The 12,770-nt window shown below is 69.2% G+C and carries 7 protein-coding genes; 5 read left to right on the top strand and 2 right to left on the bottom strand.

The window, feature by feature from the left end:
* The coding region (locus JWN03_RS42075) for a dynamin family protein (RefSeq protein WP_297627972.1) at positions 1–836 on the bottom strand (836 nt) is incomplete at its 3' end.
* Between the two features lie 91 nt (positions 837–927).
* Positions 928–3,291 (bottom strand): beta strand repeat-containing protein, encoded by a 2,364-nt coding sequence (locus tag JWN03_RS42070; RefSeq protein WP_297627970.1) that lies wholly within the window; start codon positions 3,289–3,291, stop codon positions 928–930.
* A gap of 316 nt (positions 3,292–3,607) precedes the next feature.
* Here JWN03_RS42070 and JWN03_RS42065 point away from each other — a divergent pair, with 316 nt between their 5' ends.
* The 5 genes from JWN03_RS42065 to JWN03_RS42045 all read left to right on the top strand — a co-directional run bounded on the left by JWN03_RS42065 (position 3,608) and on the right by JWN03_RS42045 (position 12,632).
* Entirely contained in the window at positions 3,608–5,380 is a 1,773-nt protein-coding gene (locus JWN03_RS42065) for an Hsp70 family protein (protein ID WP_297627969.1), read from the top strand.
* A gap of 14 nt (positions 5,381–5,394) precedes the next feature.
* On the top strand, positions 5,395–8,391 hold the full coding sequence (locus JWN03_RS42060; RefSeq protein ID WP_297627967.1) for a LuxR C-terminal-related transcriptional regulator: 2,997 nt from the start codon (positions 5,395–5,397) through the stop codon (positions 8,389–8,391).
* 45 nt (positions 8,392–8,436) lie between these two features.
* Positions 8,437–9,579 carry a hypothetical protein gene (locus tag JWN03_RS42055; protein ID WP_297627965.1) on the top strand — a complete coding sequence of 381 codons (1,143 nt, stop codon included), beginning with the start codon at positions 8,437–8,439 and terminating at the stop codon, positions 9,577–9,579.
* Positions 9,580–9,683: 104 nt separating this feature from the next.
* Positions 9,684–11,042 (top strand): S1 family peptidase, encoded by a 1,359-nt coding sequence (locus JWN03_RS42050; RefSeq protein ID WP_297627963.1) that lies wholly within the window; start codon positions 9,684–9,686, stop codon positions 11,040–11,042.
* Positions 11,043–11,279: 237 nt separating this feature from the next.
* Complete coding sequence (locus tag JWN03_RS42045; protein ID WP_297627961.1) at positions 11,280–12,632, top strand: S1 family peptidase; 1,353 nt, start codon at positions 11,280–11,282, stop codon at positions 12,630–12,632.
* Positions 12,633–12,770: the final 138 nt, after the last annotated feature.

Here is a 12,770-nt window from a genome sequence, read left to right as displayed (position 1 = left end):
ACGGCGGCCTGATCGCGGGCGACAACATGGTCGCGCAGGAAACCGAAGACCTCGCCGAACCCGGATTCGCGCCCGAGCTGCTCATCCTGCAAGCGCAGCGCATGGGCGCGCAGCACCGAGGACACCGGCAGCATGGGTGCCTCGATTCCCGCGCGGCCCAGGTGATTCCGGTTCGCCTCGAACACCTGCCGCCAGTGTGGATACAGATCGATCTTGGTGAGCAGCACGGCGACCGCCGGGCACAATTCCTGCACCTGTCGCAGGAATTCGACCTCCGGATCGGTGAGCTCGGTGGACGCGTCGGTGAGCACCAGCACCGCATCCGCCGTCGGCACCGCGCCGAGTACTCCCGCCACACCGCTGCCACCGTGCGCACCCAGTGCGGGCGTATCGACGACCACGATCCCATCGCCGAGCAGCCGATTCGGCACCTCGATCTCCAGGCGCAGGACCGCCCGCCCCTGCGCGTGCGGTGAGCGCGCACCGACAGCGCCTATCTCCTCGACGGGCACCGCAAGTCGGGTGACCTCCCCGTCCTGGGCGCCCGCGACCACCAGCTCCGCCCGCGCCGACTGCCCGTACGACAATACGGTTGTCACCGTGGTCGTCGCATCGTCGGCCACCGGGCAGATATCCAGGTTGATCAGCGCATTCACGAACTGGCTGCGCCCCTGATTCCCCAACCCGCACACCACGATCCGCCGTCGGGGATCACGCACCCGGCCCGCCACCGTCTCCAGCTGCGCGACCAGATCCCCGCGCTCCGCGCCCTCCGCCACCGTGATGGTTTCGGACAGTATCGACAGCAACGGATCAACCGCCACAATCCCGCTCACAGCAGTCCTCGCACATCTTTCGTCCGAGACCGCACCCCGTCGAAGGTGCGGCCTCTCGCCAATACTCGCCCACTACCGGGCTTCACCACACTCACGAGTGCAGCATGTCCCCGATGATGTCCCCACCCGGATGCGTCCCCAGGTCGACCCCGGCATGCACCCCGCCATCCCCGAACAACCCCGCATCCGCACCCCCGGCATGCACCCCGTCCCCGAACGCATTCGAAACATCCAGCCCCGCCCAAGGATTCAGCCCCGTCCCCACCCCTACCTCGGCCCCACCCACACCATGCGCCCCCGCATCGATCCCACTCCCCACCTGAGCCCCCACCCCGCCCGCACCCTGCGCACCAACATCCAACCCACCACCCACTCCACCGGAAATACCGGCCGACAAGTCATTTCCGGCATGCACGCCGGCGCCCACAGCCGAATCGATCCCACTGCTCAACCCGGTCTCGAGCCCGGCGCCGACCTGCGAACCACCATGCAGCGCCGAATCGAGGCCCGTGTTGAGACCCGCACCCACACCACCCGCAGTCTGCGAACCAACATCCACGCTGGTCCCCAGCCCACCGGAAACCCCGGCGGACAAGTCATTTCCGACGTGCAAGCCGCCGCCCACCGCTGAATCGATGCCGCTGTTCAAACCGGTCTCGAGACCAGCGCCGACCTGCGAACCACCATGCAGCGCCGAATCGAGGCCCGTGTTGAGGCCCGCGCCGACACCACCGGCAGCCTGTGCACCGGCATCGATACCGGTATTCAGGCCGCCCCCGAGCTGAGCTCCGCCGGCGGTAACAGCATTCGCCGCCCCGGAAAGCCCTGTCTCCAAACCGCTTCCGACCTGCGCCCCAAGATTCGCACCCGCTCCGACTCCAGTCGCCAAACCACCGGAGAGTCCCGTATCGAGCCCACCCCCGAGCTGGGCGCCGAGATCGGTCGCACCATCCAGGCCGGTCGCCAAGCCACCGCCGAGCTCCGCACCAGCCTGCGCACCCGCACCAATTGCGGAGTCGACACCACCGGAAAGCCCTGTGCCGAGCTCACTTCCGAGATGCGCACCGAGATCGGTCGCACCATTGACCGCGCCGCCGAGGCCGGTCTGCAGACCGCCGCCGAGGCCGGCACCGGCCTGCGCACCTGCACCGATCGCGGAATCGATACCACCGGAAAGTCCCGTGCCGAGCTCGCTCCCGAGATGCGCACCGAGGTCCGTTGCGCCATTGACCGTGCCATTAAGACCGGTCGCCAAACCACCGCCGAAGCCCGCACCAGCCTGTGCACCCGCGCCGATCGCGGAATCGATACCACCGGAAAGCCCTGCGCTGAGGTCACTTCCGAGATGCGCACCGAGGTCGGTCGCACCGTTCAGCGCGCCGGTGAGGCCGGTCTGCAGACCGCCGCCGGCGCCGAGGGCCGAATTCAGTCCGCCCGAGAGGTTCGCGCCGAGGTCCGCGGCTGCGCCGGTGCCCGCGTTCACTGCACCGGCCAGGCCCGTTGCGAGGCCGCCGCCTACGCCCGCTGCGGCGGTGGCTGCTCCGGAGAGGTTCGCGCCGAGATCGGTGGCGGCGGCGGTGCCTGCGTTCACTGCGCCGGCGAGGCTGGCTCCGAGGTCGGTGGCTGCGCCGAGGTTCACGCCTGCGCCCAGGGCTGAGGTGAGGTTGGTTTCCAGGCCGGCGGCGGTATCGAGGGCTCCGGTGAGGCCGGTGGTGAGGGCGGCTCCGGCTTGGCCGAGGGTCTCGACTGCGCCCTGGACTCCGGCGGTCAGGCCGGCTCCGGCAGAGAGGCCACCGGTCAGGGCGGAGGTGAGGTCGGCGGCGGCTTGGGTGCCGAGGACGCCGGAGAGGTTGGCATCCAGGCCGGTTGCGGCGTTCGCGGCGCCGTCGAGGCCCGCGGTGAGACCGGCGCCGAGGGTGGAGGCGGCACCGACCACTGCGCCGAGGCCGGAGGTAAGGCCCAGTTCGAGGCCGGTTCCGGCGTCGCCGTTGAAGCAGACCTCGGTTCCGGTCGCGGTGGCCGTGCTGATGTTCACACTGGCGCCAGTCGTCCCCGCCACGACCGTGCCGGTGTTCACCCCTACCGCACCATTGAGACCCGCGGCACCGTTCAGCCCGCTGGCACCGTTCAACCCGGCGGCACCATTGAGCCCACCGGCACCGTTCAACCCACCGGCCCCGTTCAGCCCGAGGCCCCCGTTCACTCCGAGGCTCCCGTTGAGCCCGGCACCGGTGTCGGCCCCGGCTCCGGCGGCGCAGATGGCGGACAGCTGCGAACCTCCCGCTACCAGCGCGGATTCGGCCACCATCGGCGCAACCGCGGTGATGTCCTCCGGTGTCACCGACCCGAGTCCGGCGTCGGCGAGGGACTGCGCGGGGTTGGTGCAGTAGCTGGCGGCGGCTTCGTGATCCCGCAGCAGATTGAGGATGAACTCGAGAATTGCATTGGGGCTCATGGCGAATCGCCTCCTGGGTGGGCGGGTCCGGCTGACCCGCACTGCTTGTATTGCTTGTCACGCTAGGAACCCGACCCGTTACGCCGTAACGGGGTGAACTCCCCCCGTTTCGCGTGTCGCCTCGCTAGGGGGTAGATGGCGATTAGGGGAATTTCCCCGGAATCGCGCGGGAAACGGTAACGGCGGTCCCCCAGCAACCGACAGGTCCCATGGGTCATCCGGCCTGCACCACAGCCTTTCGCACATTTCGGACGTAACAGCTTTCGGCCAGCACGCGAATCACCCGACGCGTGTTTCGATCGACAGGGGATCTCGAATGAGTCAGGGGATGGCGCTCGGCATTACTGTCGGGACGTCCAATACGGTTGCCGTGACGACTTCGGGGGGACAGCGCAGACTGCATATCCGGCCGAGCATGCTCGGCACGGAGCACGAACTTCCGGAAAGTTTCCTGTCCCGGGTCGGAGACCCGGTGGATATCCGGATGCGAGACGGATCCGCTGTGCGCGCAGCGGATCTCGTGGCCGCGGCGATCGGCCGGGCGGTGGACGATTCCGGCCGCGCCGCGGCCATGGTGGCCTGCTATCCGGCCTGGTGGTCACAGCACACAGTGGAAGTACAGCGCGCCGCCCTCACCGCGGCCGGACTCGACAGTGTGGCCCTGGTGCCGGAACCGGCGGCCGCCATGCGCTGGCTGCAGGAGGTACACGAATCCAGCCACGACGGCGCCATGATCGTGTACGACCTGGGCGCAACGGGTTTGACCGTTTCGGTGGCCCGCACGGGCGCGCTGTCCGGTCTGCTCGGTGAGCCGGTGCGGTCGACCGCGGTGGCGGGTGCGGAATTCGATCTCCTGACCATGCGGTACGTCCTGGGACTTGCCGTAGGAGAGACGGATTTCAATCCATTCGATCCGCTGGTCGAAAAAGAATTGGCCGAACTGCGTGTTCGCTGCAAAATTGCGAAAGAATCTCTCTCCAAACAAACGGCGACCATGATTCCGGTCCGGCTGCCCGGTCAGGACCCGATCGATGTCCGCCTGGTGCGTGACGAAGCCGAAGACCTCTACCGCGGTCCGCTGGTCGCCTCCATCGATCTGGTCCACGAGGCCCTGCGCCGTGCCGGGCTGACCGGCGCGGACGTCGACGGCATCCTGCTCACCGGCGGCGGCGCGTCCATCCCGCTGGTCACCGAACTGCTCTCCACCGAGTTCGGCGTCCCGGTGGCGGCCGCTGCCGACCCGGCCCACCTCAGTGCACACGGTGCCGCGTTGCTGGCCGCCGATCTACTGGCCGATACCACCGACACCGAAGCCCATCCGGCCATCGCACCACTGGTGCGCCGCGGTGACAACGGCGGTGGCGGTACCCGGAGTCCGGCGGCCGAACACGGAAATACCCAGCGCGACATGGCCACTCGGCTGGATGACCCGCGCAGCATGCAGATCGCCGCGATCGGCAATCGATCCGGCGGCGCCGTCGAACCCGTCGCCGCCGCGCACAAGAGCGACGGTGAAGTCGCCGGCAGCACTGTGGCAGCGGCGGTTCCACCACTACCCGATCTACCCGACGAGGAACCTCGCACCGGCTTCGCACACTGGCGCAGAGTCGCGGTGATCGGCGCGGTGGCCATAGCGGTGGCCGCCCTCGCCACCGGAACCCTGGCCATGGGTACCGGCGCACAGTCCGCACCCTCGAATTCCCCTGCAACCTCCGTCATCGCACCGAATCCGGCTGCCGCACCGAATCCGTTTGCCGCACCGGTGAATTCCGACGGGCAGACGGCACCGGTTACCCATGCGGGGGCTCCGGCACGGGCCGGCGCCCCCGGCTCGGCGGGCACAACGGCCGCAGCGCCGAATGCGGCGGCACCGGCGACGCCCGCAGCACCCGGGGCCCCGGCCGCACCCGCAGCCGCACCGGAACAACCGAATTCCCCCGCACCCCAGACGGTTCCGGCCGCACCCCAGCCGCAACTGCCGACGATTCCACAGCCCGTGATCAGCCCGCCGACGGTCCAGCTCCCCGATCTGGGCCAGCTCGGTAAGGCAGTTCCCACGGCGCCGAACATTCCGCATATCGGTGGCTGAGAGATGGTTCTCCCGTGATAGGCAACACCCCCGTCGCACTCGATTCCCTGCCGTGCACGCGAGAGATCTTCCGGGAGTTGGATTCCGATGATCCCGCTCCCCTGCTGTATCTGATTCGCGGGCGCTCCGGCACCGGCAAATCCACCCTGCTGACCGCCATCCGCAATCGCCTCCGCGCCCGTGGCGTCCTTCTGATCGAGGCCGCCGCGATCACGTCGGCCGGCCCCGCATCGGCGCGGCACGACCCCCATCGTCCCGGTGCATCCGCTGAGTCGATCGCGGACGCGCAGCAGCAGAGCCGCGGCGGTTCCAGCACCCCGGCTGACTCGGTTACGGGTGCAATGCAGCAGGCCCGCAGCGGTTCCGGAGCAGCGGACCGCTCCCGGGTCGCCGTGGTGGTCGACGATGCACACGGTTTGAGTCCGGCGGATTTCGACAGCCTGTGCGCCGTCGCCGAATCCGGCGCCTGCACCGTCGTGATCGCGACGCTGCCCAGACCGCACGACCCGCGACTGCGAGCCCTGGCCGAGCTGGTGGCGCGGCGCGGACGCGTGGTCGATCTACGGGCCCTGGGCGCGACCGAGATTGCCCCCTTCGCACGCGAACTGGGCATGATGGTGCCCCGCGGACTGGCGCAGCACATCCACCGCCAGACCGCCGGAATCCACGGCGGCGTGGTGGCGGCGCTGACCGCCGCCTGCGCCACCCGCCTGGACGCGGGCCTCACCGCGGTCGACGACGCCGTTGCCGCATGGGCACGCGGCCGGCTGGACGACGCCGATCCGGACCTGCTGGACACCTTCGTGGTGGCCGCCATCGGTGCGGGCCTGGACACCGCCGAACTCGCCGAGGTGCTGGACGTAACACCCACGGCCGCACAGGATCTGGTGGATCGCGCCCGCAGCAGCGCCCTGGTCACCGATGCCGATCTCCTGCTGACCCCCGCCATCACACCGCTGCGCACCCTGGTCGGCGACCGCCGGCTGCTGGCCGTGCAGCGCAGACTCCTGCAAGCCCGGCTGGACGCGGGCCTGCTGCGCGATCACACCGCACTACTGCTGGCAGAATCCGGCGTCCGCGATCCCCGGCTGGCCGAATTCCTCTGCACCACAGCCGAGAAGGCGGGCGATGAAGCCGTCCGCCACTACGCCGCCGCGGCTACGGCCGGTGCCGATCTCGATGCCATCGCCCTGCGCTGGGCCGATGCCGCAGCCCGCACCGGCGACTGCGACACCGCCCTCCGTCTCGCCGAACCCGTCCTGGCTCGCCCGCATGCCGTGCCCGCGGAACTCGCTGCCGCGGTGCGTATCTGCGCGGGCGTGTGGACCCGCCGGGGTCTCGCCAATCGGGCCGCGCAGCTCTACACCTGGCTCGGCGCGGATCGAGTCGGTGCGGACTGGGCCGTGGCCGCCACCGTCCTGTACCTCGCGGGTCATGCGTCCACGGCGCGCGCCCTGTCCACCTGCTCCGCCAATTGGCCGCCCACCGAGGCCACCGCGCGCACCGCCCTCATTGCCGAAGCTCTGGCCGGTTCGGTCGAAACCCTGCCACCCCCGGCATATTTCACAGCGGATCCCGCGACCCGGGCCTACCTGACTCCCGCCGACGCGACCCGGTTCGGCCCAGCCTCACAGCGCCCCATCGCCGACGCCACCCGATTCGGCCCAGCGTCACACCCGCCCACCGCCGACGCCACCCGATTCGGCCCAGCCTCAGACCCGCCCACCGCCGACGCCGCCCGAGGCGCAGCTGACCGGGCCCCCGACGGCGCGGACGGGCCGCCGCTCACCGGCGCCGCCCGATTGAGCGCCATGACACATGGTCCCTCCGAACTCGCCGCGCTCCCACCGCGTTTCACGACCCGCGCGGGCGAGGCCGGGCGCAGTGCGGCGGTCGCCGCCGCGTCCGCGCTGATTCATGCGGCGCATTCGGGCGTGGCGCCCAATGAGAACGGCGGGGACCGATTCCTGCCGTGCTCGGCGGTATCCATCGCCACGCTGCTGAGCCTGTCCATGGGCGAACCCCGCAGGGCCGCAGACGCATTACGCGGGGCCGGTCACGATCCGCAGAGCCTGGTGCTCGGCGCCTGGGTCGCCATGCTGGGCGGGGACGAGCAGTCCGCGGCCACCGTGGTCGCCGGACTGGACACGGCCACACTGGATCCCCGGGACCGGCTGCTGGCACACGGCGTCATCGTCGGATTGGCCCGGCGCAGTGGCGATCACACGGCCCTCACGCTGGCCTGGCAGCGGGCCTATCCACTCTTCGACGAGGTGAGCGCGGACCTGCTGGCCCTGCTGCCGATCGGCGAATTGTGGCTGGCGGGAATCCGATTGCGCGATGAGGGCCGGGTGACAGCGCTGGTCGACGCGGCCGGAGAGCTGCTGCGCGGCCTGGGCGACCCGCCCGCGTGGTCGAATGCCTTCCACTGGTACGCGATTCAGGCCGCCATCGCCCACGAGAGCCCGAACGACCTGGTGCCGCACGCACATCGGCTGAAGGCCGCCGCCGAGGCGGGCGATCCGCAAGCCACCGCGCTGGCGGACGCGGGCCGCACCTGGGTGCTGGTGCTGCGCGGCCAGGTGGACCGCACCCAGGTGGAGGCGGCGGTCGGCCGCCTGGCCGGGCTCGGCCTCATCTGGGACGCCGCGCGCCTCGCCAGCGAGGCCGCCCTGGCCGCCGACGACTCGGCCACCGCGACCGCCCTGCTGAAACTGGCCCGTACCCTGCGCACCCGGGCACGCCCGCCGGAGCCGCGCGCACCGGCTCCGGCCGCCCCGCCGCCACGCCCGGAACCGCGCACCGATACGGTCCTGAGTGAACGCGAGCGAGAGGTCGCGGAGCTCGTACTGCTCGGCCTTACCTACCGGGAAATCGGGGCTCGCCTCTATATCTCCGCGAAAACCGTCGAGCATCACGTCGCCCGGATACGGCGTCGGATCGGTGCGAGCTCGCGTTCGGAGTTATTGTCAATGCTCCGCGCCATGGGTCACGGTTCACTCCTCGTATGACCACGGCGCGGAGGAGAACCCGGACGCACCGAGTGAGGTAACACGATGGCCACAGGGGTGGGCCTGCGGATAGCCGACGACGAATCCGTCGTGGCCGTCGTCACGGGCGACGACGCCACACTCCCGGTGCACTACATCGTGCGCGAGTCGATCCTGCACATGGCCGATGACGGGGATGCGGTGCTCGGCGGCGATCCGCCGGAAGGCCCGTCGAATTCGATCCGTGGATTCGTGAGTGCCGTGGGCGATCCGGCGGGTATGCCGGTCGACGAGGGCGAGGCGTACCGAGCCGAAGACCTGATGGCCACCGCCGCCTTCTGCCTGATCAATCTGGCCGCCGATCATCTGAACGGCCCGGCCGAGTTCTACGCCACCCATCCGACGGACTGGCCGGACGAGAACATCCAGGCCCTGCGCGAGGCCCTCGACTATCTGGGCCTGAAGTCGGTGGTGCTGGTCAGCGAACGCGATCTGCCCCCGCCCGACGCCGAGGACACCGGAAAGTCGTTTGCCCACAATGCCGCTCGTGCCGCGCTGGCGGCGGTGCTGGCGACCCCCGCCGGTCTGACCCCGCCCGATCCCACTGCCAGCACCCAGAATGCCGCCGACGTCACTGATATCCTGCCCGCGCTGTCGGCGGCCGAGCCGCTGGCACAGGCGTATTCGGCGGCGTTCCCGGCGGCCACCACCGTCGATTCCGCGGTCGGCCCGATCACCGCCGAGCAGCCGATCGTCCAGCTACCGAGGCAGGGCGCCAATCGCGGTCCGTACATGATCGCCGCGGCCACGGCGATCATCGGTTTGCTCCTGGGTGGCCTCGGGGTGGCGGCGGTGTTGCGTCCGGACGATTCACCACCGGGTCCGCCGCGTGGTGAGGTGGCCAATCAACCGGCGGCGACCGCGGGTGCGGTACCGCCGCTGATCCCGTCCAGTCCCGGCCCGCCGGCGGCCGTGCCCGCGCCCGCCGATTCGTTCGATGCCCCGACAACGACGGATCCGCCGACCACCATCACGATCCCGCCGACCACGACCACCGAACCACCCCCGCCGGCCACCACGCTCCGGCCCACCACACCGCCGACCACGACGCGGGCCAACCCGCCGTATTACACCTACCCGCCGGTGCCCACGTGGCAGCTCCCGACGGCACCGGTCTTTCAGGACCCCTGGCCACAGAGTCCGTACTGATTTAGTAGAGACCTTCTGTGGTTTGTACCCTAAAGTGGTGCGCTGACCGATGTTCCGCAAAGTAACCGGACTGTCGGTCTGCTGGTGCACTACGAAGGGACTCCATGCGCAAGTTCATGGCGCGCCGCGCCACGGTCCGAGCTGCAACCATCACGTTCGCTTCGACCGTCCTAGTCGGAACCTTGTTCGCATCGATTCCCGCCGGCGCCGAGCCGGCCGATCAACTCGCCGCAGACAAGCTGCCTGCCGAACTGGTGCAGGCGATTTCGCGCGATCTGAAGATGACGCCGTCCGAATATCTGGACCGCGCCGCCAAGGCTCAGCAATTGCGGGACTACGCAACGGAATTCCGCTCCCAGCGCCCCGACGAATTCGCCGGCGCCTGGATGGGCACCGACGGTAAACCGGTCCTCGCGGTCACTTCCCTCGATGCGGCCAAGGTGGTCGCCGCCGACGGTTATCAGACCCGGCTGGCCCCGATCAGCGCCGACAATCTCGACGGTTCGGTGGATCAGCTGAACAACTGGATCACCAGCCTGCCGCGCGAAATCTCCGGCGCCATCAACTCGGTGGCGATCGACTTCCTCAACAGCCAACTGGTGCTGAGTGTTGCGAACACTCCGGCCGGGCATCTGCTGAATCTGCCGACCCTGATCGCGAATATCAAGGTGGTGCTGTCCCCGGACAGCGGCGGCCCGGTCGAGCGGCGCCCGATGGGTGGCGACACCTATATCAGCGCCCCCACCTCGCTCAATGATTCGGCGTTGCAGACCGTGGATGTCTGCTCGTTCGGATTCAACAGTGTGGACTCGTCCGGCAATGCGCTGAACATCAGTGCCGGGCACTGCAATCCGAATATCGGCAAAGACAATCAGCAGGCCGATGTCTACCTGCCGAATGTCCGCAATCTGACCGCCAGCCCGCAACTGGGCAGCTTCGTGCGCTCACAGCTGGGTGGCGGCAATGCCCTCGACTACTCGGTGATCAAGCTGAACGACTCCGCGGTGAAGGCGGGCATGGACCAGCCGTCGGTCCGCGGCGCCAACGGCACCACGCTCACCATTACCGGTGTGGCCGACCCGATCACCGGCGCGCCGGTCTGCAAGTCGGGCCAATCCTCCACCTTCACTTGCGGTTTCGTCGTGGCCGATCGGGTCGAGACGCAGCTGTACACCTCGGAGGGTCAGTCCAAGACCGTGCGCGGTTTCGCCAGCAGCGCCTGCACCCTCGGCGGTGACAGCGGTGGCGCCATCGTGTCCGGCACCATGGCACTCGGCATCACCAGCGGCTCGAATGCCGCCGACGCGCCGAATTGCAACGAGGCCAATACCCAGCTGGCGCAGTACGGTGGAACCGCGAGCCTGGGCATTCCGATCCGCGCAATTCTCACCGATATCGATGCGAATTCCGGCGGCGGTCTCGGCAGTGGCATTCAGGTGCGTTCGCGCTCCAACACGAACTGAATCTGAACGCTTAACAAACACAAGTAGAAACAACAAGACTCGGCCGCGAATCCCCTGGTGGTTCGCGGCCCGTCTCGTTCTGGACTGAGTGGAGCGGGGGAGCGAAGCGGAGGAGCGGAAGGAGGGAAGAACGAGACTCCCAGGGCCGCGAACCCGCCGGAGCGAAGCGGAGGCAAATTAAACACCGCGCGCGGCAATAAGTAGGCATAACGGGCCGGAGCCCATATAGTCGGCGTCATGCTCCTGCCACGTATGCGCTATTCCTCGCTGCCCGTGGGCCGCAGGCCACGGTCCCTCGTCCGATCCGCAGCAATCGCAGCCGCCGCGCTGCTGGTCGCCGGGCCGATGGCGGCAAGCGCACACGCAGACCCTGCGGCTCCCCCGGCTCCCGCAGCCCCGGCGCTCCCCCCGGAACTGGTCACCGCGATCACCCGCGACCTCAAGATCTCTCCCCAGGAATACCTGGACCGCGCCGCCGTCGGCCAGAAGGTGGCCGCATTCTCCGCCACCGCACAGCGCCAGTTCCCGCAGGTGTTCGCCGGCGCCTGGCTCGACGAGGCTGGTAAGGCCGTGGTCGCACTGGCCGGCGGCGCAGGCAATGACGACGCCCGCAAGGCCGTCTCCGACGCCGGCTTCACCGTCAAGGACGTCGCCAAGAGCGAGACCACGCTGCGCGGCGAGAAGACCGCCTTCCAGAAGTGGCTGGAGGGCCAGCCCGATACGGTCGCCAAGGCCGTGCGCGGCGTGGCCATCGACACCATGAACAACAGCATCGCGGTGCGCGTGGATCAGGCCGGGCTGGCGCTGCCCAGCTTCGTCGACCCGGCCCGCGTCATCGTGATGGCCGTCCCGCCGACCGGCGGCGAAGACGCAAATGTGCCGCAGGCCGATCCGGTCGCCGGAACCGGCGGCGGCCCCCTGGCCGCCGGCGACTCCTACGCCTCGGTGGCCGGTCGCATGTCGCTGCGCTGCTCGCTGGGCTTCAACGGCGACCTCAATGGCGCTGTCGTGAATATCACTGCGGGACACTGCGATCCGAACATCCCGGCCGCCGGCGGCGCGAACGCGCCCGGCGTCTACGAACTGGCCGCGGGCGACCACATCGGCAACCAGCTCGGCTCCTTCCAGAAGTCGATCCTGGCCGCACAGGACTACTCGATCGTCTCGATCAACGATCAGTCCCGTGACCGCTTCAGCAACAACCTCGTTCGCGTTCCCGGTGCGGCGCCCGTCGCCATCACCGGTGTGGCCGATCCGGTCGTCGGTGCGCCCGTCTGCAAGTCGGGTTCGCGTACCGGCTTCAGCTGCGGCGTCGTGAATGCCATCGATCAGACCGTCCAGGTCGGCGACCACCAGCAGACCCAGAGCTTCTCCGCCAATATCTGCGCCCTCCCCGGCGACAGCGGCGGCCCGATCGTCACCGGCACCCTGGCCCTGGGCATCTCCAGCGCCTCCTCGGTCGCCGACTACCCGATCTGCGAGATCCCCAACCTCATCGGCCTGATCACGGGCAATGCCCCGCAGCTGTTCGCGCAGCCGATCAGCACCGTGCTCTCCGACAACCCCGGATTGCGCGTCCGCACGAGCTAATACGGAGCATTGAGAGGGCCGGTAGCCATTGCGCTACCGGCCCTTTCTGTATCTGCTGCCTCCGCTTCGCTCCGGCGGGTTCGCGGCCCTGGGAGTCTCGGTCTTCCCTCCTCCGCTCCTCCGCTTCGCTCCCCCGCT

Origin of the sequence: Nocardia sp., assembly GCF_025465275.1 — a bacterium.
GTDB lineage: Bacteria > Actinomycetota > Actinomycetes > Mycobacteriales > Mycobacteriaceae > Nocardia.
The sequence above is the reverse complement of the archived record's forward strand: the minus strand, read 5'-3'. Positions and strand labels throughout refer to the sequence as shown.

Coding starts and splice junctions, on each gene's coding strand:
- JWN03_RS42070 (WP_297627970.1), bottom strand. CDS start 3,291: ATGAGCCCCAATGCAATTCTCGAGTTCATCCTCAATCTGCTGCGGGAT.
- JWN03_RS42050 (WP_297627963.1), top strand. CDS start 9,684: ATGCGCAAGTTCATGGCGCGCCGCGCCACGGTCCGAGCTGCAACCATC.
- JWN03_RS42055 (WP_297627965.1), top strand. CDS start 8,437: ATGGCCACAGGGGTGGGCCTGCGGATAGCCGACGACGAATCCGTCGTG.
- JWN03_RS42065 (WP_297627969.1), top strand. CDS start 3,608: ATGAGTCAGGGGATGGCGCTCGGCATTACTGTCGGGACGTCCAATACG.
- JWN03_RS42045 (WP_297627961.1), top strand. CDS start 11,280: ATGCTCCTGCCACGTATGCGCTATTCCTCGCTGCCCGTGGGCCGCAGG.